Below are 22,754 nucleotides of genomic sequence, written 5' to 3'. Positions count from 1 at the left end.
AAAAACCCTTTGTGTTTTACACAAAGGGAGAATTTAAGGCACATCAAACAGACGTTCAAATTCCTATCTTTTTTGAACGCTTGAACCTCCATCTTCTCCCATCCAGACTATACTGTCGGCTTTGGAATCACACCAAATCCTGCCTTAACGGCTCGCGGGCTTAGAACGAAATCATAAATAGTTCATCACCGCCGGTCGGGATTTTCACCCTGCCCCGAAGATAGACCGATATTCTATTTTCCCCTTCATTATACAACAACCTAATAACATTGTGAACTAAAAAATTGTAACTTATTTAAAATTAGTTGTTTATTTTTTATAACCTATTAATAATTGCAAAATATTTTACAATACACCCCATATTTTTTATTATTAGGCATTTCTCTTGTGAATTCCCTAGTCATATATAATGAAAAGTGATAAGATGTTGAATTGTTAAGATAAGAACATTTTCTGAGTTATGGAGGAAATGTCATGAAGAAAGATAAAAGACACTCTATTCGAGAAGCAATGAAAAAAAACTTAAGAAAAGAATACTTTTACTTAAAAAAAGAATTACTTTTCTACTGTCCAATTGATTTAGGCACATTCTCAAGCGAGACATACTATGCTGCTTTCGATGAAGATGGCATCAGTATTTATCAGTATGATAAAAAAACAGAAAGTAAATTAAAATTGTGCGAGCGTCATCCATGGAAGAGTTGGAATAAAGTGAAGGTTGATCACTATTTGACAACTTCTCAATTTATTTTTCAAGGTGAGCGTAACTGGATATTATCCCTTTTCCAAAAAGGAAAAGAAGCTCAAAAAATTATCGAAGTGCATACATCTTTACAAACAGAAGTTGTTTCTCGCTCTTTCTTAAAAAAACTTCCTGGTTTTCGTTCTAATACACCGTTGAATAAATACATCGGCAGCATTTGTTACACTGCACTTATTGCATTTTTATTAAAATGGATGATTCCATTTCAAGCACCACAAATCGCCCTGTACTCTCTTTCGATTGGTTGTATGCTTCTTGGCTTACTTTGTTTGACAATCGGTTTAATTGAACCGACTATTGTACTGTTTCGAACAAAAGAAAAAACAAGAACAAAAGTTTTTTACTTATATAGCTACTTAGCTATTTCTGGATTTATATGTGTCTTTATTTTTTGGTAAAAGAAGAGCTAGTTAAACTAGCTCTTCTTTACTTTACGTATAATTGTTGATTTGGATAAATTCGCTCTTGCTGCAATCCATTTTTTGCTTTTATTTCCTTAAGTGTCATACTAAATTTCCGTGCAATATTAACTAAAGTATCCCCTTTTTGTACGACATATAATGAGGAAGAAACAACTTCATTTCTTTGTTCATTTAAAACAAGTAATGGATTCATCGCATTCTTTTTCGCCATCGTCCATCTTCCTTGATGAAGTTCTAAATGTAAATGTGCACCTCGTGATTCTCCTGTGTTTCCTACTTCTCCAATTATTTCTCCTTTTGAAATATAATCCCCTTGAACTACGTGTCTCTTATTTAAATGTGCATACACAGCCTCATATTCTCCATGTTTAATAAATACAACGTTCCCATAACTATTTGAATAATAAGACTTTGTCACCTTACCATCTTGAATAGCTGCCACAGGTGCTCCGATCGGTGCAGCTATATCAATACCGTAGTGTTTTCCATGCCTTGTCCCAAAATAATCACTTATCTGTCCTTCCACAGGCCATGTCCATCGATTTTCTTCTGCGTAAACATGTAATTGAGATAAAAACAGTACAGTCAATAACATGACGCTACATTTTAACACTTTCATATACATCCTCCGTTTTCTAATTACCACCATACCTTCTCTATTTTGGTATATTACAGAAAAAAGTATACAAAAAAAAGAAAGTGAATTACTCCACTTCCTTCTCTTTCTTATCACGAAAAACTAATGCGCTACGGTTATACTCCACATCTTTTACTTGTAATCGAGTATTTATTACTCTAGCTACTGCAAACAAATAATCAGATAATCTATTTACATACTTTAGAACAACTTCATTTGTTTCCACTTCTTTTTTCAACGATACGATAGAGCGCTCTGCTCTTCTTACAACAGTACGTGCAATATGAATGGTAGCCGATGCCTCGCTACCACCTGGTAAAATAAAGCGTTCTAATGGTGGCGCTTCTTCTATATACAAATCAATCCTTCTTTCTAAGCTTTCGACCATTTCGATCGTTACTTTATAAGGGATTTTCTCCTCCACTATCGCCAAATCTCCCCCGCAATCAAATAGTTCATGTTGAATATTTTCAAGTTCATTGTAAATATCTCCAAATGCCCCGCCTTGTAGCTTAGTCATCGCATATCCAATATGAGAATTCGCCTCATCTATCGTGCCATATGCTTCTACACGAATATTATCTTTATCCACCCTGCCACCTATTACACTTGTTTTCCCTTTATCTCCTGTTTTCGTATATAATTTCATTTCTTCACAACCCCTCTCTCGTCATTCTTAATTCGACTAAGATAGAAAAAAGTTCTACTATAATTTATTTAATTGATTTTACAAAAAAATAAAAAACAGTAGAACTTTATTTATTATTAACTTTAAAAACACATATCTAAATTATACGATTCGGCAAATATACAGAGAATGTAGTTCCTTCTCCAACAACACTTGAGACAGAAATTTTCCCATCATGGCCTTGAACAATATTTTTAGCAATCGCAAGCCCGAGTCCTGTTCCACCCTTTTTCCCGCGTGTTCTTGCTTTATCAGCTTTGTAAAAACGATCAAACAAGAATGGAATGTCTTCTTCTGGAATACCAGCACCTGAATCTTGCACTTCGAAAGTAAGACCATTATTTTCCGTATGAATTACAAGTGCAACATGTCCACCTGCATTCGTATGACGAATTGCATTATCAATTAAATTCGTCAACACCTGTTCCATACGGTCTGCATCAAACGGATATTGTTCAATTGGACTTTGGAAATCTACTGTTAGTTCAACTTCTTTATCCTTTGCAATCCCTTGGAATTTACGGCCAATCTTTTCGACAAATGGATGAATATCTACTTCACCAATATGTAACTCTACGTGGCCACTTTCCATACGAGCTAAATCTAATAATTCATTTACAAGTTTACCTAAACGAACGGATTCATCATAAATGATTTGAACAAACTCATTAATTTCCTCTTTCGTTTGCACAATATCATCTAAAATCGCTTCACTATACCCTTGAAGCATGACCATTGGTGTACGAAGTTCATGTGATACATTGGCAATAAAGTCTTGACGCATCTTCTCAAGACGGCGTTCTTCCGTCATATCACGCAACACTGCTACAGCCCCACGAATTTTCGTTTGATTGTAAAGCGGCGTCATAAGAACTACGTAGTTACCTTTTTGCAAATTAATTTCAACAACTTGTTGTTGCTCACTTTCTACAACGCGATGGAATAGTTCCACAAGTTCAGAAGGTAGTTTTTTACTTAGCTCTATCTCTTTTTCTTCTTGCCAAACTTGTAAGAAATTTTCAGCCGGTGGATTAATAACTACGACTTCACCTTCTTGATTTAACGTAATAACTCCATCTGCCATACTACTCAAAATACTAGCTAACTGTTCTTTTTCTTGCTGCAAAGCATTCATATTAAACTTCAACTGTTTACCCATTTGATTTAAGGCCGTTGCAAGCTCACCAATTTCATCCTGAGATACCATAGGGGCCTTTGCATCAAACTTCCCACGCGCCACCTCAAAAGCAACCTCACGCATTTTACGAAGCGGTGCGGTAATTCGAGTAGATAAGAAGAACGCAAAGAAGGTTGTTAATATAATCGCAATCCCAGCCGATAAGAAAATAAAATCAGTCGTTCTCTCCATACCTTGTATTGGTACTTGTAAAGATTCATATACGAACACTGCACTTTGATTTTTTGATTGCACCGGTTTTCCGACAATCATAATATCATTTTCAGTATTTTTATTCTTCCTACTATTAGAAGCTTTTCTTATGTTGTTTTTAATTTCTTTTTTATCTTTAAAAACAGCAGCTAATTCTTTATCTTCTTTTAAATCATCTATTGTTAGCGTAACTAATCCTTCTTGTTTCGGAGAAGATGAAATCTCCTTACCATCTTCTACAATAATGATTCTTGAAAGTGGGTCAGAGAATTTATACGCGATATTCTCAATCGTTTTTACATCGGCACCTTCTTCAATTAACTCTGAAACACTTGTTGCAACTTTCTGAAGCCTAGCTTCACTCATATCAACATAATACGTTCTAAAAAACTGTGAAAGTAAAATCGCAACAAATCCAAGAACAAACGAAACGAGAAGTAATATGGTCATCCATAACTTCCCTACTACACTTCTCCAAAGCATCAGTCGTTCACAACCTCAAACTTGTAACCTACGCCCCAAACGGTAACAATCATCTTCGCAGCATCTGGTGATTTTTTACTTAATTTCTCACGTAAACGCTTTACATGCGTATCCACTGTACGTAAATCTCCGAAGAATTCATATTGCCATACTTCTTTCAACAATTGCTCTCGATCGAATACCTTATCAGGAGCTTTCGCTAAGAATAATAGTAATTCATATTCTTTCGGCGTTAAGTTCACTTCATTACCATCTGCAGTAACACGATGTGCATCGTTATCAATTGTTAAGTGCGGGAACACAGTAACATCTTTCGTCGTTGTATCTTGTGTAAAGAATGTTGTTGGTACAGCACGACGTAACACCGCTTTCACACGAAGCACTACTTCACGTGGGCTAAATGGTTTTACAATATAATCATCCGTTCCAACTTCAAATCCTTGTACCCGATTTACTTCTTCACCTTTTGCCGTCAACATAATAATTGGTGTCGCTTTTTTCTCACGAACCCCTTTGCACACTTCGATACCATCTTTACCAGGCATCATAAGATCCAATAAGATTAAATCATAATCATTTTGCAACGCCATTTCTAAAGCTGTATCACCATTATCTGCTTCCTCAATAGTGTATTGCTCTCTTTCTAAGTACATTTTCAATAAACGACGAATGCGATCCTCATCGTCTACAATTAAAATTCTAAATTCATTTTCCATTTCTACCCGCTGCATATTTTCACATCAGCGGTTCACACCTACCCTTCTACACTATTATGTTGCGCTATTCTCGGTTATTTAAGCACTCCTCTAAATGTTTCACTTCCCACTATTATGCTTCACAAGAATAATAAAGTTTGTTCAATTTTTTTCCAAAACTATGTATTTTATTTGAACAGTATATTATGTCCTCGACATCATTTTACAAAATCAACCGCTACTTTGTCATGTTTTTCTCAAAAAAGAAGAAAATTTGACAAAAATAAAATAGGAAAGTGACATACACTCTCCTATTTTATTTCTCTATGCATATGAATGTAAACCCGCAATGATTAAGTTCACTACAATAAAGTTAAACATAATGATCGCAAAACCAATTACTGCAAGCCACGCTGATTTTTCCCCATGCCATCCTTTAGATAATCGTAAATGTAATACTGCCGCATAAAAGAGCCACGTTATAAGTGCCCAAACCTCTTTCGGATCCCACCCCCAAAAACGCGTCCATGCTATTTGAGCCCAAATCATCGCAAAAATTAGCGCACCTAATGTGAAAACTGGGAATCCAATTGCAATAGATCGATATCCAATTTCATCTAATAAATCACTATTCGTATTCTTTACTAGTGGCTGAAGTGCCGCTGATACTCGTTTACGTAAAACAAGTCTTAATACAACATAAAGTAGTGTTCCAACTATTACTGACCAAATAACAGTATTTAATTTTTTCGCATTTACAATCGCTGGAACTTCGACTGTCGGTTCTAATTTATTTTCTGTCAGTAACTTCCCTTCATGTGGTCCAACTAAAGCTGGGAGATTATACTTCATCTCGACTTGTTGTTCATTTTTATCAATCCATTGAAACTTAGCTTCATATTTCATACTGGAGAATACTGTCGTTACCGCAATAAATCCAACTGTACAAACAAGTGTGAACACTACCGTTTCTAACCAAAATGTACGTTTACTTCTCGTTGATTGATCTACATTTTTCAATAAATACATAACGCCCGTAATAAAACTAATTGCTAAAATTGCTTGTCCTGCTGCTGCAGTCGTCACGTGAATGTGTAACCAGTTACTTTTTAAAGATGGGATAAGCGGGGATATTTCCCTCGGGAACATACTTGCATAGGCAATTAATAAAAGAGCAACTGGTAATGCAAATAGTCCAATTATACTTACGCGGTACATAAAATACATTACAATAAATGCTCCGACAAGCATCATACCGAAAAACGTACCGAATTCGAAAAAGTTACTAACTGGCGCATGACCTGATGCAATCCACCTTGTAACAAAATATACTGTTTGTGCTATAAATCCTAAAATTGTAATCGTTATTCCTACATTTGCCCATTTATGACCCTTTTCTTTAATTGCTCCCCCAAAAAATAGAGTTGCTATTAAATATAAAATAAATGCGGTAAAGAGAAAGTTACTACTTATTTGCACCATATCGTTTCCCCACCTTAACTAATTTTTTTATCAATTACTTTATCATTTGGCTGTGGAATTGCTGTACCTTCTAGTATTCTTTCAATATCTTTCTTTAAACCGAACCAATTTTTATTCGTATGTCCTGCAATCCACCATTCATCATTAACACGTTGTATCCAAATACGGCGATGATTCCAATACATACCTTGAATGACACCAACCATAAATATAAATCCTCCAATACCAAGAATCCAAAGCGTTAAATCTTTCCTAACCGTTAGAGCTGTCGCATTTTGCATTTCAACACCTGCAAATGACATTTTATATTTGTTGTTTCCATCTGCTTCTATATTTTGCTGAATACCAACGAAACTCACTTCACCATCTGGCGTCTCAGGCGTAAACATTTTAAATACGAATGCAGGGTTGTTTGGTAATTTTGTTTTTGTATTCGGTTTTCCATTCTCATCAAAATAAAAATCTGGAAAATAGCTTAATAGTTCTAAAGAATAACCATTTCCTAAATCGTATTTTTCTGTTGGATTCGCTAAATCTACTTTAATTGGTCCCCACTTTTGATTATTTTCTTTGTTTTGCAAGTGGAAGGACATACTTTTAAATTCACTTTCTTTATAATCCACTTGATACACTGCAAATTGATCAAATTTCAATGGCTCATTCACGCGAATTTCCGCTTCTTTTACTTTTTCTAATTTCGGTTTTTGCCCTGCTATATTTTCGCCTACCGCTTTATATAATACTGCATTCGTTTGGAAGTTTTTCGCAATCATTTTATCCCCAACACGGTCTATCGCTTCATCAAAAACTTCCTTATCCTTACTTTTATCATACACTTCTTTTATAAACTTCTCATTTTTTAAATAGTATTGACCATCCGTCCCTGGTACTTCTTTCGTTTCACCATCACGTAACCAAAGAGCTTCGTCTACGTACATACTCGGTAAAAAACGAAGCATCGCACCGAATAAAAAGATAATAAGGCCGATATGATTTACATATGGACCCCAACGTGAGAAACGTCCCTTTTCCGCTAAAACGTTTCCGTCTTCCACTTTCACGTTATAGTTTCTTTTCTTTAAATTCTTTTGCACTCTTTCCAAGTCACCATCTTGCGGAGTACCAGTCCCGTATAATCTTTGTCTCTTTAAAAAGCTAGGATGTCTTTTTACCCCTTGTTTTTTTAAAGCTTTATAAAGGGGAATAACACGGTCTAAACTACATATCACAAGTGAAGTACCGATAGAAGCAATTAAAATCATGTACCACCATGAACCGTATAAATTATTAAATCCTAATTGATAGTATAATTGCCCTAAAAATCCGTATTCCTGTTTATAATATTCAGCTGGTGCAATTCCTGGCGTTATGTACATTTCTTGCGGAAAAATTGTTCCTATCGCTGATGCAGCTAAAGTTATTACGATTAGCCATACACCTACTTTTACAGAAGAGAAAAAGCTCCAAATTTTATCGACTATCGTTTTTGTTTGCGTGAGAGATCTCCGCGCACTCCCCTCATAGCGCATATCCAATAGTTTTACATTTTCATTGCTTTCAAATGGTTTCCCACAAGCTTCACAAAAAATGGTTCCTATCGGATTAACATGTCCACACTCACATTTAATTTCTTTCAACACTCTCACCGCCCCTGTATCTATATGTACTATTGTATATTCTAACCTCAAGTTACCGCAATACTCAGAATTTTTAAATCAGAGGCGCTATAGACATGCACCTCTTATGTAAAGGCTTTCTTTATTACGGAGTAATTTTCTTTAAATAGCCTTCTAACTGTTCTTTCGTTTGTTCACCTATAATTTGCTCCACTACTTTTCCATCTTTATCAATCAAAAAGCTTGTCGGTAATGGACCTACTCCATATGTGCCTATGATTTTTGTTCCTTTATCAATGGCAACTGGGAATTTCAAATCATATTGTTTCACAAAGTTCTTAACAGCAATATCTGTTTCATCTGCATCTAACGCAATAATTTCAACGCCTTTTTCTTTATACTTTGGATATAATTCATTCATATAAGGCATTTCTTTTTCACAAGGTTTACACCAAGTTCCCCAAAAGTTTAAAAATACACCTTTACCCTTTAAGTCCTTTAATTCAATTTTCTTTCCTTCCAAATCCGTCACAACAAAATTAGGTGCTTCTTTCCCAATTTGCATTTTCTCTTTATCAGTGAAAAACCCTTGATAAAGGGTAAATCCTACAGCACCGCTTAAAATGAGCAGAATGATAACACGAAATAATAAGCGATTTTTCTTCATCTTGTCTCCCCTCTCCTCGGTAAATGGTATGTATTCTTTTCTGTAAATATTATATTGAATAAATCACCAGCAGAGCACTCCACTGGTGAAATTTTAACTCTATAGCTTATCTTGGCTTTGTAGATGCAAGCGCGCGTAATTGTTTTACCTCATGTGGTGTCAATTCTCTTGCATCACCAGGTCGCAAACTACCCACTTCTAAAAAGGCATAACGTTCACGTTTTAATTTCACTACTTTACAGTCTAACGCTTCAAACATACGACGTACTTGACGGTTACGGCCTTCGTGAATTGTTAATTGTACAATCGCCATCTCTTTACGCTTGTCCCAAGAAATAATTTTCACATTTGCTGGTGCTGTCTTCCCGTCTTCTAATGTAACACCTCGTTCTAACATGCGAATTTTCTCACCTGTTAATGGCCCTTTTATTTTTGCAACATATGTTTTTTCAACTTTATATCTCGGGTGCATTAATACATTAGCGAAGTCCCCATCGTTTGTCATTAATAATACGCCAGACGTATCATAATCTAAGCGTCCGATTGGGAATAAACGTTGTGTAATTTCAGGGAAAAAGTCTGTTACAACATTTCTTCCTTTATCATCTGATACACTTGAAATTACGCCAGTTGGTTTATATAGTAAAAAATAAACAGGTTCTTCTTTTTCAAGAGGGATGTTATTTACTTCTACTTTATCTTGAGGAGTTACTTTTGTTCCTAACTCCTTCACTATTTTTCCATTAACTTTCACTTTTCCTTGCTGAATTAATTCCTCAGCCTTTCTTCTCGATGCAATACCTGCTTGTGCAATCACTTTTTGTAATCGTTCCATTTCTTTTTTTCACCTCGAATTTATCTTACCTTACATTAGAAAGACTTGGCAACCGCATACGTTTTACGACTGTTCGCCTCGTCTCACTTAAACAACATAGCGATGATATTAAACATATAAAGGGCAAATCATGTTTTTATCCTTTATTATTGTCCATATTTTTCATATTTCTCACAATAAAAGTTCATCATTTTGTCAAAAATACTGCATAAAAAAACCACTATTAAGCTACACCTTAATAGTGGTCGTATACGTATTATAAGCGAAATAGCCTAAAAAATGAATAGTATTACTGAAACAATAAAGAAACAAACACAATTGAGCAAATAATCCCGATTAAATCTGCAAAAAGGCCTACTTTTAATGCATCCCCCATTTTTCTAATCCCAACAGCTCCGAAGTATACTGTTAAAATATAAAAAGTCGTATCTGTACTCCCTTGCATCGTAGAAGCTAATCTCCCAATAAACGAATCTGGTCCATATGTTGCAATTAAATCAGTCGTAATACTTAAACCAGCAGAACCCGAAATTGGACGTATAAGCGCAAGTGGAACGATTTCTGCTGGGACATGAATTAAATCTAACATCGGCTTCATTACAGATATCATCGCATCTAAAGCACCTGATGCCCGAAAAATAGAAATGGATACAAGCATTCCAACCATAAACGGTAAAATGGAAACTGCAATTTGAATCCCTTCTTTTCCTCCCTCAACGAACGATTCATACGTTGGGACTTTCTTTATCGTGCCATATAAAAGGATAAAACCAATTACACAAGGGATTACCCATAATGAAATTGTATTTACAATATTCATTTTTTCCGCCCCTTTCTACTCCTTCTTCGGTAAAAATAGCGGTCAATCCAAATTGCCCCAATCATAGAGAGCACTTGTGCAATGAATGTTACCCCAACAATTTCAGTAGGATTTGCTGATTCATAAGTCATTCGAATCGAAATGACGGTAGTAGGAATTAAAGTAATAGCTGATGTATTTAATGCTAGAAACGTCACCATAGAGCGACTGGCCGAATCCTTCCCTCCATTTAATTCTTTCAGTTGTTCCATCGCTTTAATACCAAGAGGGGTTGCTGCATTACCTAGTCCAAAAAAGTTCGCCATCATATTCGATAGAATAAATCCCATTGACGGATGATCCTTCGGTATTTCTGGAAACAACCTTTTTACTATCGGCATAAAAAGTGTAACTAACTTTTTTAACAACCCTGCTTCCTCTGCAATTTTCATTAAGCCAAGCCAAAATACTAAAACGCTAATAAGCCCTATGCAAATCGTTACCGCATCTTTTGACCCGTCAAATACAGCTTTCGTTACTTCTTCCATCGTTCCGTTTATCATGGCATACACAATCCCTATGACCGCCATCGCTGCCCAGACGAGATTAACCATCGTTCCCAACACCTATCATGTAAGAAAAAATTTCCTTCACATTGTTCCAGTACATACCCGTTGCAGCTACTAACTTCCGTTTACTATAAAATAAATTCCGTTCTCCGACTTTTTCATTACCAACATAAATGTCTGTCTTCCCAACCTTTACTCCATCCGTAAGTTTTGCACTTTTATCGAGTTCAACTTTTAATACTACGTTCTTTTTTTCTTCTTCAGTTAACGGTACCGAAAAACTATTTTTCGTATAAACATGATTGGCATATTTCTTTTCATTTATTTCAGCAAGCGCTCCTTGTCCTAAAACTTTTGTTTGCTTAAAACGTTCAAACCCTTTGTCAAATAGATTCATATGATCATCCCAATCACTAGAAGCACTCAAAGTCACGACAATTAAATCTAGTCCATCTTTTGATGCCGTTGTAACAAGCGTTCGTCCTGCTTTTTTCGTAAAACCTGTTTTCCCACCTGTTGCAAATTCATAATAGGATGTCACAAGCTTATGTTTATTTTTCCACGGATAATCCCATGAATTTGATTTATACGTTTTTGTGCCAAAAATTTTCTTAAAGGTCTCGTTCCCCATTGCATATTTCGTTAACAGTGCCATATCATAAGCCGAAGAATAATGAGAGCCATCTCCATCCAAACCATGAGGATTTGAGAAGTGAGTATCTTTCATTCCAATTTGTTTCGCCTTTTCATTCATTAAATATACGAACCCCTCTATACTCCCTCCTACATTTTCAGCAATTACTTGCGCTGCGTCATTACCTGATCTAAGCATAAGTCCGTATACTAAATCCTCTAGCTTCACTTTTTGTCCAGGTTTTAAATAAATCGCCGATCCTTCCACCCTGACTGCTTCATTACTAACTGATACCATTTCTTTCATTTTTCCTGATTCAGCAGCTAACAAGGCTGTCATAATTTTTGTTATACTAGCAATTTTTTGTGGCTCATGTTCTGCTTTTCCGTATAATACACGACCAGAACTTTGCTCCATTAATACAGCATTTCGAGCGCTAACATTACTGTTCATCTTTGCATATGTAGGAATCGGCATAACGCTTGCGTACATAATAAGAAGCGTAATGATTACACAAATTCGTCTCATATTTCCCCCCACGTCCTTTTGGCACTTTTTGTACAAGTGTATGCTTGGCCTTTTAAAATATGAACGAAATCTTCCTTCTGCTCCCATTAAAAAAGACGCAAGGAATTTGCGTCTAATATGGTGTCCATTCAATTTGTTTCGCAGTTTCAAATCTTTTTTCTACATCAGGCCAATTCACAACATTCCACCAGTTTTTAATATATTCATCTTTTCGATTTTGGTATTGTAAATAATACGCATGTTCCCATACATCTAGTACAAGGAGCGGTATCGTATCCCATTGTGTAAACAATTGATGAAGTGTACTCTGCAAAATTTCTAACCTTCCAGATCGGGGGACCCAAACGAGAATCGCCCAGCCTGAACCTTCTACTTTAGAGGCTGCTTCCGTAAAATGTTTTTGAAAACGTAAAAAGCTCCCAAAATCTTGTTCAATTTGTTGTGAAAAAACCCCTCTTGGACTTCCACCACCATCTTTTTTCATGTTATTCCAAAATATAGTGTGTAAATAATGTCCTGATCCATGAAAAGCCGCTTCTCGTTCCCAATGCTTAATTAAATCAAATTGATTGGTTTTTCTCGCTTCCTCCATCATCTTCTCTGCTTTATTTAACCCTTCTACATAACTACGATGATGTTTATCATGGTGTAACATCATAATTTCTCTAGAAATATACGGCTCTAACGCGTTATACGGATAAGGTAATGGCGGGAGTGTATGCCCTCCAATTGGAACAGCTCGTTCACTATCCCCTCTTTCATATAGTTCATATTCCTCTTCTTGCATAAATACTTCCTGCAGATGATGTTGAATATGTTCTACATCATCGCTTATTTCATACATAAACTCCGCATCCGTTTCGTACTCATGCTCTTTCATACGCTCTAATAATGTCTGAATTTTATAAGCAAGCATATGGACATCATACACTTCCATTGCGCGGCTATCTAATACGTGAAGAACACTTTCACACCAACTTTCTACTTCATGAAAGTAATCTGTAAATACACCTTGCTGACTCATGTTACACCTCCTTATTGCTATCCACTTAAATATATTCAATGAAAATCCCTTATATAACTGTACAAAAGGAAAAGAAGCTAAGTCTCCTTAGCTTCTTTTCCTTAATTAGTATTTGTGTAACATCTTCGTTTGGTAATCTGTCTCATAATATTCTAGTTCTTCACGCATCAATTGAAATTTACCTTCTAAATTCTTCATCACTTGCTCTATAGATGAAGGTGGTGTTTGTTGAAAAACGATAGAATTTTTTCCTGTATATGCAGATCGACTATTTTCATACCAATGATCACTCTTCGGGGAAAAAAACTCTGCAATTACTTGATGATATATCTTATATAAAATTTTTTCAGCTGCTGTTTTTCGAAATGGCTGGCTATTCAGCAAAACAAAACATGCATCATGTCCTTCTTCGCAAAAAACGAGAAGACGTCTCATTGATGCTAATAACCCTTTATAATATTGCTCGTTCCCAGCTGGTGTCTCTTCTAATAAAAAAGGCAACGTATGATAATTTACATAATTGGTTATCAAAGTAATCGCATCTTCTAAAAATATAGAAACTTGTTCTGTTTGATTTTCAACCATCAAATTAGACATTTCTTCCCTCTCCCTTTCCATTTCACGCTATTTCTATTCTTTTATTTTTATGTAATTCAGCCAATATTTCTTGTACTTTCAACACTGTTCTCTCATCAAAATATTGTTGAAATTCTTCTATATTATTTAAATATAAACGTTTTTGCGCACGGAGCTCCTTATCTTTCACTAAACAACATATCGCTACAATATCCCGTAAATATATGTCTTGTTCTTCTACTTTACACACTGGATTTCCTTCAAAAGGAGTAATTTCTTGTATAACTTCTTCAAAATAGCGAACGTATAAAACTGAAAAAGTTTTCTCTTTATCATTTAATATATATGTCACTTCAGATCTGTTAAAAAAATCTTCTGATGTATTAGGTTTTGCTTTCTCTAACTCATGCCCCGCATAACCTATTATAATCATATACTTCCCCTCTCTTCCTTCTTTCACTCCATTTTAACTTAACTTTCTGATAAACGAAATATTCTTTTAAATATACCTATATAAAAAATAGCTTACCTATACAGGAATTTACCTTTTTATTTTTCTTGAAGTTTGTCATAATAATATTATTGTCTCAGTTTTCTTATACAAGGAGAGTTGTATTTATGTCGTTTTCATGGAAACGTTTCTTACAAATCGGGAAAATTATCTTCCCATTTGTTGTATTAACAGTTGTATTCTTTCAAGCAAAAAAAGAATTAGCAGGCATTTCTTTTTTAGAAGCGATTGATACAATTAAAAACATTCCAACTGGAGGAGTCTTTTTAGCAATTACACTTGGTGCATTCGCTGTATCAACGATGTTCTTTTATGATTATGTTATGCTTCGTTACTTAAAAGCTGATATACCTGTCCAAAAGATTTTCCGTATCTCATGGATTGCGAATACTTTAAATGGTTTTATTGGATTTGGTGGCCTCGTTGGAGCTGGTGTACGAACAATGCTTTATCGTCCATACATAAAAGAAAATGGAAAACTTATTAAAAGTATTGCCTGGATGACGACTGCCTTTATTAACGGATTAGCCATACTTTCATTCCTCGGTCTTATCGGAATATTAGACACAAGATTTATTTTGCATGAAAAACCGTGGTTATGGCCTGTCCTTATCTTCTTTGCCCTTTTCGTCCCTATATACATCGGCTTTTCTAAACTTAAAAATAGAAAAACAACGCAAACCGAAGGACAAGAAGAGGAAGAGAAAAATCCAACTGTTTTATACTCATTAGTTTCATTAGTCGAATGGGTATCTGCTGGTATCGTTATGTACGTCATTTTAATACTGTTTGGAATTGAAGTTGACTTTCAAAAGTTTTTAGGTGTATATGTAATTGCTGCCTTAGCTGGCGTCGTTAGTCTTGTCCCTGGTGGGCTTGGTTCATTTGACCTTGTCTTCTTAACTGGACTAGGACAATACGGCATTGATACAGGTGTTTTACTGCCTGCTATGTTACTATATCGCCTCGTCTATTACATTTTACCATTCTGCCTTGGTCTCATTTTTGCGGCTTTCGAAATGACAGGAGTGGCCATTAAAAAGTTTGAAGATAAACCTTTTATTGCGCCTGCATTAGAAACCACTGGCGTTATATGGACTTTGCAGCGTGACTTTCTAGGGAAATTAGGTTCATGGGCATCTGCTGCTTTAACAGTATTTGCTGGCTTAATGGTTATTTTATCGACTATTTTACCAACAAGTATAAACCGGGCACACGCCTTACATATTTTAGCTCCAAAGCATCTGATTCAGTTTTCTTTTAGCTTATCGCTAACATTCGGTATTCTCCTTCTAATCCTTTCAAGGGGAATATATTACGGAACAAAACGTTCTTATTATATGACAATTATTTCTTTAATTGGAGCCGCTATCTTTAATACGCTAAAAGGAATTGATATTGAAGAAACATTTATTTTGTTAATCGTACTCGCTGTATTATATATGCTTCGTAAAAGATTCGTACGCGAGAAAATGGAAGTCTCACTTTCTGATATCGTAAAAGTTTTTATATTCTTACTTGTAACGTTATATTTATATAAAAACTTAGGTATTTTATTTGCAGGTGCAAAAGAAGCTTTTAAACCTGATTTCGTCGTTCGTAATATTACCCAAGTGAAACGAAGTGCATTAGCAGCTGCCTTTTTCGTTCCTACTTTTTTACTAATTGGCTCACTCATTGCCAATCGTTATCGAAATGAATTTCCCGGGCAACCAGCAAATGATAAAAGGTTACAAAACTTCTTAGATGAACACGGTGGAAATGTACTTAGCCATTTAGGTTATTTAGGAGATAAACAATTCTTCTTTAGCAGTGATGGGAAAGCGCTCCTTCTCTTCTCCATAACTGGAAAACGTCTTGTTGTATTAGGTGATCCAATTGGTGACCCTTCCTCCTATCGTAATGTGTTGCAAGAGTTTTTAGCTGAAGCTGATCGATTCGGATACATTTGTGTATTTTATCAAATCGAAAGTAAATGGATGAGTTTATATCATGATTTTGGTTATAACTTCTTTAAACTTGGTGAAGAAGCTGTCGTTGATTTAAATACATTTACAATAACAGGAAAGAAACGCGCTGGTATGCGAGCGACTTTCAATCGTTTTGAAAGAGAAGGCTATACATTCTCTATTCATCAGCCGCCATTCTCAGACGAATTATTCGAAGAGTTACGGAAAGTTTCTGATGCATGGCTCGGTGGAAAAAAAGAGAAAGGTTTTTCACTCGGATACTTCGATCGTGAATATATTAGCCGTGCTCCTATCGCTACATTATCTGATGCGGATGGAAAGATTATCGCATTCACAACCTTTATGCCCGTATATCAAAACGGATCATTGTCTGTTGATTTAATGCGCTATTATCCAGATGCACCTAGTGGAATTATGGACGCAATTTTCATCCACTTATTCCAATGGGCAAAAGAAAATGAATATCACTCCTTTAATATTGGTATGGCGCCACTTTCCAATGTTGGGTTATCAACACAATCATTTTGGTCTGAAAGAGTTGCTGCTGCAATCTTTAATAACGTTCGTTATACGTATAGTTTCAGCGGATTACGACATTTTAAAGAGAAATACAAACCAGCATGGAGCGGTAAATATTTAGCATTTAGGAAGAATCATTCTTTACCAATTACGATGCTCTCTGTAACAAAACTAATAGGAAAAAGAAAAAACAGCTAAAAATTTAGCTGTTTTTTCTTTTTTGAACTTGTACGATAAAATCCTTCTCATATTTCTTACCATTTATATAAAAAGTTCCCCACAGTTTATACGTGCCTTGGGCAGGAAATGTAATACGATACTGTAATTGCTCATCCGTATCAACAGGCATAGCGTATAAAAAATTTTCCCTCGTTTCATCTACGATATAAAGAGTTTCCTCTTCTCCTCTCTCTGAATGTAATTTCAATTTTTCACCCTTTTTTGCTTGAAACTGAAATGTTAACGTCACCGGCTCATTCGGATGTAATGCACCGAATAAAAGAGAAACTTCATGCTCTCCAATTTTTTTTGTAAGTACACTATCGACTGGCAGGTTCACCTTCTTCTTATTTTTTTCTTCTTTTTCTCTCCCAAAATCTGTCTTCGCGAATGATTCTACTGACTTATTTTTGTCTTCATATAAAAATATTGTATACGCTTCATCTTTCGCTATTTTGGAAGATAACTTATATGATCCATTCCCTGCAAATGTAGGTTTAATCTGTTGTATATGTTTTAACTGTTCATCTACAATAACTGCCCGAATTTGATCATTTACACCACGAACCTCATTATTCTTTTTATTTAGTAATTGAAACAAAATATCTACTTTATCATTTCCTTTTCCATTTGATACATCCCATTTTACTTCTTGAACACCTCCTACCGTCTCTACGGTTTCCTGATACTTTTTTATGTAAAATCCTCCCGCCACAATAAGTACCAAAGCTACAAGTCCAATGACAAGATTTTTCAAAAAATCACCTACCATTTTTATTGTCTCTGTTTATACAAAACTTCTTTCATATATATTCTAGATTATGATTTATGAAATCCTCCTCTTTTGCACATATTACAAATAATTAAAAAGATTTTAATTGAACGGATTCGTAGTGTATAATGCAAATGATATTGATTTCTATCAATACATTATAAGGAGGACTTTTCATGAGTGTACATATTGAAGCAAAACAAGGCGAAATCGCTGAATCTATTCTATTACCTGGTGATCCATTACGCGCAAAATATATCGCTGAAACATTTCTAGAGGACGTTACTTGCTATAATAACGTGCGTGGTATGTTAGGTTTCACTGGAACTTATAAAGGAAAACGTGTATCTGTTCAAGGTACAGGTATGGGTGTTCCTTCTATTTCTATTTATGTAAACGAACTAATCCAAAGCTACGGAGTTAAAAATTTAATTCGTGTTGGGACTTGCGGTGCAATTCAAAAGGACGTAAAAGTACGTGACGTTATTATTGCAATGACAGCTTGTACTGATTCGAATATGAACCGTTTAACATTCCCAGGTTTTGATTTTGCACCAGCTGCAAACTTTGACCTTTTAAAGAAAGCTTACGATGCAGGAACTGAAAAAGGATTACACGTTCGTGTTGGTAACGTTTTAACAGCAGATGTTTTTTACCGTGAAAGCATGGACATGGTTAAAAAACTTGCAGATTACGGTGTATTAGCAGTAGAGATGGAAACAACTGCTCTTTACACATTAGCAGCGAAATATGGTGTAAATGCATTATCTGTATTAACAGTAAGCGATCACATCTTCACTGGTGAAGAAACAACATCTGAAGAACGTCAAACTACATTTAACGAGATGATTGAAATCGCTTTAGATGCAGCAATTCAACAATAATACATTAAAGAACTCGTCATACGTCTGTCGAGTTCTTTTTATGTGACTTTTTATAAAAAACTACTTTAGAAAGAGACAGATTTCTCCCTCTACTTTCTTGTCACGTTTGTTATAATAAAGTGAAATCATTTACAGTATTTCTCATAAGAGGTGAAGCAGTGAAAAACAGAAGTATCGTCTTTAAACTATTTTTATTAACATCAACATTATTTACAATCATATTCCTCCTCTTTTTCCTAGGACAGTCTCTATTTTTAGAGAAATTTTATATTAATAAAAAAGTAAAAACCGTTCAAACTGCCTTTGAAAAATTCGTAGATAATTACGAAAAAAGCGGCAAAAGTTATGAGGAAATTAGAAAACTAAAACAAGAATTTCATGATAAAACAAATGCTGAAATGCAATTTTTAGATTCTAATGGCATTATTAAAAGTGACACCAATTACTACATTGATGTAATTGGTCCTAACGATACAACGTATTCCATTCCACTCAACAATATTTTAACACCTGAAGAATATAATAAATTTGAAAATTTAGGTTTAAAAAAAGATGGAATACTATCCGTCTTTGGATTCTTACACGGTAATATAATTACACCAATGGCATTAAAAACAAATTATAATCAGTGGAGCAATGGAAATATTACTTCCGATATGCAATTAATTGGTGAAAATCCATCTAAAAACAGACTTACAAACCGATATAAACAACAAGGATTTACTACGGTGGACTTTGAGGGTGTAATATCTAAATTACAGCTTCCTTCCAAGGCCGAGGTCCGTCTTGCAAATGATTTTGAAACATTACAAGCTGTTCAATCCTTTGCAAACACTATTAGACAAGGGATTTTCAATTCAAATCAACTAATCATATATCCCATAGATGCTGGCGAAAACTTAAAAAATCGTATCTTTGTAAAACCTATTATTGAAAACGGAAAAATTACAGAGTACGCCTTTGCGATAGTATCTTTGCAACCTGTTAATGAAGCGATGCTCGTTTTAAAAGATTATTATGTCTATGCCTTAATCATTGTGTTTCTCGTGATTATTTTATTATCCTTCTACTATTCAAAAATTATTGTGAAACCATTAATTAAGATTAATCGCGTTACAAAGAAAATGGCTAATTTTGATTTTAGCGAGAAACTACCTGTTACAGCAGACGATGAAATTGGCGGACTTTCCGGCAGTATCAATACATTATCTGTAAACTTAAAAGACAGAATTGATCGATTAAATGTTGCCAATACAAAATTACAACAAGATATTGAACGTGAACGTCAATTAGAGAAGACGAGGAAAGAATTCATTTCTGGTGTATCCCACGAATTAAAAACACCACTTAGTGTAATTAGAAGTTTCGCAGAAGGGATTCAAGATGGTGTTAGTAAAGATACAACGTATTATACAGATGTTATTTTAGAAGAAACAGAAAATATGAACAGACTTATTGTTGAAATGTTAGAATTAGCAAAACTAGAATCGGGTACGTACAAACTAGAAATGACAACATTCTCAATCGGTGAATTAATTCAGCAAATCCATACAAAGTTATTATTTAGTATGGAGGAAAAGCAGTTACAAGTGGACGTCGATGCAGACACTTCTATATTTGTTAAAGCGAATCGTAGTCGTATTGAGCAAGTAGTTGTGAACTTACTTAGCAATGCAATTCGCTATACGCCCGATGGAGAAAGAATAAAAGTCTCTGTTATAGAAACCGAAGATACAGTAAAAGTCGAAATCGAGAATACAGGAAATCCTATCCCAGAAGAAAGTCTTGAAAAAATTTGGGATCGCTTCTATCGTTTAGATGCATCACGTAGTCGTCATACTGGTGGTACCGGTCTCGGGTTATCTATTGTAAAAAACATTTTAGATCTCCATCATGCCAAGTACGGTGTATATAATACGAATAATAGCGTTGTATTCTATTTTAATTTACCAAATGTAAAAGAAGTCAAATAATTTGTCTTAATTTCACTAGGAGTTCACATGAAATTCACACTCTCCCTTTATAGTAAGAAACAAGTTAATCCTTTCCTTTACACATATAAAAGAGGAGAGTGCGTGAAATGAAACAAGCAGGACAACCTATTCAAAGTGAAAAACAATTAGAAACTATCAAAAATATACTTTTACAATCTTCGAAACGTGATGGCTTATTATTCGTATTAGCCGTAAATTCTGGCTTAAAAGTAAGCGAAATCTTACAATTAAAAGTTAGCGATGTCATCGATGAAAACGAAAATGTTCGCCATTCCATTTTATTTTACAATGAAAAAGTAAAGAAACATAAATGGTTTGCTGTAAATGAAGACTTACAGCACGCAATCGAAGACTACATGAAAGAACGTAAAACTTGGAAACGCAATGAGCCATTATTAAAGTCTCAAAAAGGAACAAAATCTATTACGAGACAACATGCATGGTACATTTTAAACAAAGCTGCAAAAGAAGTTGGATTAGAAGGGATTAGCTCACATACACTTCGAAAAACTTGGGGCTATTGTGCATACAAATCAGGTGTTGACATTGCATTTTTACAACACTTCTTTGATCATAGTACTCCATCAAAAACTTTAAAGTATATCGGTATCGCTTAATACCTCTTATACATAAAAAAGGTTACCATTTAAAAAATGGTAACCTTTTTTATGTTTCATATTCTCTTTTCTTTTCTTGTCTCTCTTATATTGTAATGGTACTCTAATAATAAGGGGGAGAAATTATGAACACACTTACAATTGAATTACCGCAAGAAACGGCTGAAAAACTCGATTTATTAAAACAAGCTTATGAAAAGAAAACAGGTGCTAGCATTTCTGAGAGCACTCTCGTTCAAACACTTATCTCAAAAGAATTTATCCAAGCGATAACTCCTTTTGATTTACAACAATTTATTAACGGAAAAGAACAGCATTAATGCTGTTCTTTTTTTATTGCTATTTAAAATACAAAAAAATTTTACTTATTTTCCGAAAAACCATTGACAATGATAATGATAACCATTATCATTTATTATGAAGCCAACAATTGATGAATCAACCAAACGCTCAGTAACATTGTTACCCCTCTTTTTCATATAGAAAGGCACTGTACATTCCCCCTGTTTGTACAGTGCCTTTCTTGTTTTATCATCGTTCAAATAAATTTAATTGCTCAGGCTTTGGCTCACCATATGTAATGTTCATCATTTTCATAAGTTGTTTCGCATTATCCGCTGCATCCCCGCCCGAATTATTATTAAATAATACGTATATGTCCTTTGTCTTCTTTTTTAGTTGCTCTAGTCGTTCTACCCATTCTTCCAATTCTTTATTGTTGTAGCGATATAAACAGCGAACCGCCCTCCAATTTTCCCCTTTATCCAGCCAGCCATGAACGTTTCGACCATGAAAGCGGATTAATGTTATATCCGAATCCGTCGCCTCTAATACGAGTGGAACCGAACCAATTCCCGCTTGCGGTTCATCACAAATTGTATGAATCCATTTTTCTTTCTCTAAAAATTGTAGCGTTTTATCTCTCATTTCTGGATAAAACCATGTTTGATTTCGAAACTCTATCGCACACGGTAAACCTTCCATTTTCTCTTTCGTATATCGAAGGAAATCTACATTTTTCTTTTTGCAATCAAACCATGGTGGATATTGAAATAAAATTATTTTTAATTTATTCGCTTCTATTAAAGGAAGAATCGATTGTTTATACACATCAAACATCTCATCAAACGTAGAAAAAGGAGTTTCTCCTTTCATATGCCCTGTCATTCCTTGATACGCTTTTACGACAAAAGAAAAGTCTGTCGGTGTTTCCATCGCCCATTTCGTATAATTTCGTGCCGGTTGCATCGCATAAAATGAACTATCCACTTCGACAATAGGAAAATGTTCACTGTATGTTCGTAATTTATTTTTATTTTCATAGGGATCTATATATAAAGAATCATGATCTCCCCACCCTGTCACTCCAATGAAAAACAATCATATTCCTCCCTTTCAGTTTTCATCTTATATTCATTCTACTGATTTCCCAATCATCTTGGACAATCAAATTCATTAAG

Annotated in this window: 22 protein-coding genes and 1 riboswitch; of the genes, 6 read left to right on the top strand and 16 right to left on the bottom strand. The window is 34.9% G+C overall.

Annotation, left to right across the window (positions count from 1 at the left end; all coding sequences use genetic code 11):
- Window positions 1-86: 86 nt before the first annotated feature.
- Window positions 87-226, bottom strand: a riboswitch (FMN riboswitch).
- Window positions 227-474: 248 nt separating this feature from the next.
- A complete protein-coding gene (locus tag DPQ31_RS07510) occupies window positions 475-1,161 on the top strand; it encodes a hypothetical protein (protein WP_208731732.1) in 687 nt (228 codons plus the stop codon).
- A gap of 28 nt (window positions 1,162-1,189) precedes the next feature.
- Here DPQ31_RS07510 and DPQ31_RS07505 read toward each other — a convergent pair whose 3' ends face one another.
- From DPQ31_RS07505 to DPQ31_RS07440, 14 genes are all read right to left on the bottom strand, one after another.
- Complete coding sequence (locus tag DPQ31_RS07505; RefSeq protein ID WP_000866132.1) at window positions 1,190-1,804, bottom strand: peptidoglycan DD-metalloendopeptidase family protein; 615 nt, start codon at window positions 1,802-1,804, stop codon at window positions 1,190-1,192.
- Between the two features lie 85 nt (window positions 1,805-1,889).
- On the bottom strand, window positions 1,890-2,471 hold the full coding sequence (locus DPQ31_RS07500) for a cob(I)yrinic acid a,c-diamide adenosyltransferase (RefSeq protein ID WP_000781256.1): 582 nt from the start codon (window positions 2,469-2,471) through the stop codon (window positions 1,890-1,892).
- A 136-nt stretch (window positions 2,472-2,607) separates the two neighbouring features.
- The gene (resE, locus tag DPQ31_RS07495; protein WP_000964658.1) at window positions 2,608-4,383 is read right to left on the bottom strand and encodes a sensor histidine kinase ResE; all 1,776 of its coding nucleotides are present in this window, start codon (window positions 4,381-4,383) and stop codon (window positions 2,608-2,610) included.
- A complete protein-coding gene (resD, locus tag DPQ31_RS07490) occupies window positions 4,383-5,099 on the bottom strand; it encodes a DNA-binding response regulator ResD (RefSeq protein WP_000426665.1) in 717 nt (238 codons plus the stop codon). The genes resE and resD overlap by 1 nt, the downstream gene beginning before the upstream one ends.
- 303 nt (window positions 5,100-5,402) lie before the next feature.
- Window positions 5,403-6,560: a cytochrome c biogenesis protein ResC gene (gene resC, locus DPQ31_RS07485; protein ID WP_000250078.1), complete on the bottom strand. Its 1,158-nt coding sequence runs from the start codon at window positions 6,558-6,560 to the stop codon at window positions 5,403-5,405.
- A 14-nt stretch (window positions 6,561-6,574) separates the two neighbouring features.
- The gene (resB, locus tag DPQ31_RS07480; RefSeq protein WP_000910514.1) at window positions 6,575-8,200 is read right to left on the bottom strand and encodes a cytochrome c biogenesis protein ResB; all 1,626 of its coding nucleotides are present in this window, start codon (window positions 8,198-8,200) and stop codon (window positions 6,575-6,577) included.
- 121 nt (window positions 8,201-8,321) lie between these two features.
- A complete protein-coding gene (gene resA, locus DPQ31_RS07475; RefSeq protein WP_000742208.1) occupies window positions 8,322-8,843 on the bottom strand; it encodes a thiol-disulfide oxidoreductase ResA in 522 nt (173 codons plus the stop codon).
- 106 nt (window positions 8,844-8,949) lie between these two features.
- Window positions 8,950-9,678, bottom strand: a complete 729-nt coding sequence (gene rluB / locus DPQ31_RS07470; protein ID WP_000440550.1) for a 23S rRNA pseudouridine(2605) synthase RluB — start codon at window positions 9,676-9,678, stop codon at window positions 8,950-8,952.
- A 289-nt stretch (window positions 9,679-9,967) separates the two neighbouring features.
- Window positions 9,968-10,498, bottom strand: a complete 531-nt coding sequence (gene spmB, locus DPQ31_RS07465) for a spore maturation protein SpmB (protein WP_208731731.1) — start codon at window positions 10,496-10,498, stop codon at window positions 9,968-9,970.
- Complete coding sequence (spmA, locus tag DPQ31_RS07460) at window positions 10,495-11,091, bottom strand: spore maturation protein SpmA (protein ID WP_000247802.1); 597 nt, start codon at window positions 11,089-11,091, stop codon at window positions 10,495-10,497. Before spmA ends, spmB begins: the two co-directional genes overlap by 4 nt.
- On the bottom strand, window positions 11,084-12,208 hold the full coding sequence (gene dacB / locus DPQ31_RS07455) for a D-alanyl-D-alanine carboxypeptidase DacB (RefSeq protein WP_001252633.1): 1,125 nt from the start codon (window positions 12,206-12,208) through the stop codon (window positions 11,084-11,086). The genes spmA and dacB overlap by 8 nt, the downstream gene beginning before the upstream one ends.
- A gap of 112 nt (window positions 12,209-12,320) precedes the next feature.
- Window positions 12,321-13,232: a superoxide dismutase gene (locus DPQ31_RS07450; protein ID WP_052943499.1), complete on the bottom strand. Its 912-nt coding sequence runs from the start codon at window positions 13,230-13,232 to the stop codon at window positions 12,321-12,323.
- Between the two features lie 105 nt (window positions 13,233-13,337).
- Window positions 13,338-13,829, bottom strand: coding sequence for a YpuI family protein (locus DPQ31_RS07445; RefSeq protein ID WP_000067560.1), 492 nt, complete (start codon window positions 13,827-13,829; stop codon window positions 13,338-13,340).
- 22 nt (window positions 13,830-13,851) lie between these two features.
- Entirely contained in the window at window positions 13,852-14,241 is a 390-nt protein-coding gene (locus DPQ31_RS07440) for a hypothetical protein (protein WP_000583780.1), read from the bottom strand.
- Between the two features lie 185 nt (window positions 14,242-14,426).
- Between DPQ31_RS07440 and mprF the strand changes: the two genes are divergently transcribed.
- Entirely contained in the window at window positions 14,427-17,006 is a 2,580-nt protein-coding gene (mprF, locus tag DPQ31_RS07435; RefSeq protein ID WP_000010881.1) for a bifunctional lysylphosphatidylglycerol flippase/synthetase MprF, read from the top strand.
- Between the two features lie 4 nt (window positions 17,007-17,010).
- Here mprF and DPQ31_RS07430 read toward each other — a convergent pair whose 3' ends face one another.
- Window positions 17,011-17,799: a DUF8832 domain-containing protein gene (locus tag DPQ31_RS07430; protein ID WP_141523542.1), complete on the bottom strand. Its 789-nt coding sequence runs from the start codon at window positions 17,797-17,799 to the stop codon at window positions 17,011-17,013.
- 176 nt (window positions 17,800-17,975) lie between these two features.
- On the opposite strand from DPQ31_RS07430, the gene deoD reads away from it, so the two are divergent.
- From deoD to DPQ31_RS07410, 4 genes are all read left to right on the top strand, one after another.
- Window positions 17,976-18,683, top strand: coding sequence for a purine-nucleoside phosphorylase (gene deoD, locus DPQ31_RS07425; RefSeq protein WP_000110704.1), 708 nt, complete (start codon window positions 17,976-17,978; stop codon window positions 18,681-18,683).
- Window positions 18,684-18,841: 158 nt separating this feature from the next.
- Window positions 18,842-20,656 carry a sensor histidine kinase gene (locus DPQ31_RS07420; protein WP_097957606.1) on the top strand — a complete coding sequence of 605 codons (1,815 nt, stop codon included), beginning with the start codon at window positions 18,842-18,844 and terminating at the stop codon, window positions 20,654-20,656.
- 107 nt (window positions 20,657-20,763) lie between these two features.
- A complete protein-coding gene (locus tag DPQ31_RS07415; RefSeq protein WP_000806240.1) occupies window positions 20,764-21,294 on the top strand; it encodes a tyrosine-type recombinase/integrase in 531 nt (176 codons plus the stop codon).
- A 125-nt stretch (window positions 21,295-21,419) separates the two neighbouring features.
- Complete coding sequence (locus tag DPQ31_RS07410) at window positions 21,420-21,614, top strand: DUF3924 domain-containing protein (RefSeq protein ID WP_001094863.1); 195 nt, start codon at window positions 21,420-21,422, stop codon at window positions 21,612-21,614.
- 211 nt (window positions 21,615-21,825) lie between these two features.
- On the opposite strand, the gene DPQ31_RS07405 is transcribed toward DPQ31_RS07410, so the two are convergent.
- A complete protein-coding gene (locus DPQ31_RS07405) occupies window positions 21,826-22,674 on the bottom strand; it encodes a DUF72 domain-containing protein (protein WP_000465099.1) in 849 nt (282 codons plus the stop codon).
- Window positions 22,675-22,754 lie beyond the last annotated feature (80 nt).

The sequence above is a fragment of the Bacillus sp. COPE52 genome (assembly GCF_003355115.1).
Lineage (GTDB): Bacteria > Bacillota > Bacilli > Bacillales > Bacillaceae_G > Bacillus_A > Bacillus_A toyonensis.
This window is presented reverse-complemented; position numbering and strand designations above follow the sequence as displayed.

Excerpts from the sequence above, each read along its gene's own strand:
- resE (WP_000964658.1), bottom strand. The coding sequence starts at position 4,383 with ATGCTTTGGAGAAGTGTAGTAGGGAAGTTATGGATGACCATATTACTT.
- dacB (WP_001252633.1), bottom strand. The coding sequence starts at position 12,208 with ATGAGACGAATTTGTGTAATCATTACGCTTCTTATTATGTACGCAAGC.
- DPQ31_RS07500 (WP_000781256.1), bottom strand. The coding sequence starts at position 2,471 with ATGAAATTATATACGAAAACAGGAGATAAAGGGAAAACAAGTGTAATA.
- resA (WP_000742208.1), bottom strand. The coding sequence starts at position 8,843 with ATGAAGAAAAATCGCTTATTATTTCGTGTTATCATTCTGCTCATTTTA.
- DPQ31_RS07450 (WP_052943499.1), bottom strand. The coding sequence starts at position 13,232 with ATGAGTCAGCAAGGTGTATTTACAGATTACTTTCATGAAGTAGAAAGT.
- resC (WP_000250078.1), bottom strand. The coding sequence starts at position 6,560 with ATGGTGCAAATAAGTAGTAACTTTCTCTTTACCGCATTTATTTTATAT.
- DPQ31_RS07440 (WP_000583780.1), bottom strand. The coding sequence starts at position 14,241 with ATGATTATAATAGGTTATGCGGGGCATGAGTTAGAGAAAGCAAAACCT.
- rluB (WP_000440550.1), bottom strand. The coding sequence starts at position 9,678 with ATGGAACGATTACAAAAAGTGATTGCACAAGCAGGTATTGCATCGAGA.
- DPQ31_RS07410 (WP_001094863.1), top strand. The coding sequence starts at position 21,420 with ATGAACACACTTACAATTGAATTACCGCAAGAAACGGCTGAAAAACTC.
- resD (WP_000426665.1), bottom strand. The coding sequence starts at position 5,099 with ATGGAAAATGAATTTAGAATTTTAATTGTAGACGATGAGGATCGCATT.
- deoD (WP_000110704.1), top strand. The coding sequence starts at position 17,976 with ATGAGTGTACATATTGAAGCAAAACAAGGCGAAATCGCTGAATCTATT.
- mprF (WP_000010881.1), top strand. The coding sequence starts at position 14,427 with ATGTCGTTTTCATGGAAACGTTTCTTACAAATCGGGAAAATTATCTTC.
- DPQ31_RS07445 (WP_000067560.1), bottom strand. The coding sequence starts at position 13,829 with ATGTCTAATTTGATGGTTGAAAATCAAACAGAACAAGTTTCTATATTT.
- DPQ31_RS07430 (WP_141523542.1), bottom strand. The coding sequence starts at position 17,799 with ATGGTAGGTGATTTTTTGAAAAATCTTGTCATTGGACTTGTAGCTTTG.
- spmB (WP_208731731.1), bottom strand. The coding sequence starts at position 10,498 with ATGAATATTGTAAATACAATTTCATTATGGGTAATCCCTTGTGTAATT.
- spmA (WP_000247802.1), bottom strand. The coding sequence starts at position 11,091 with ATGGTTAATCTCGTCTGGGCAGCGATGGCGGTCATAGGGATTGTGTAT.
- DPQ31_RS07415 (WP_000806240.1), top strand. The coding sequence starts at position 20,764 with ATGAAACAAGCAGGACAACCTATTCAAAGTGAAAAACAATTAGAAACT.
- DPQ31_RS07505 (WP_000866132.1), bottom strand. The coding sequence starts at position 1,804 with ATGAAAGTGTTAAAATGTAGCGTCATGTTATTGACTGTACTGTTTTTA.
- DPQ31_RS07510 (WP_208731732.1), top strand. The coding sequence starts at position 475 with ATGAAGAAAGATAAAAGACACTCTATTCGAGAAGCAATGAAAAAAAAC.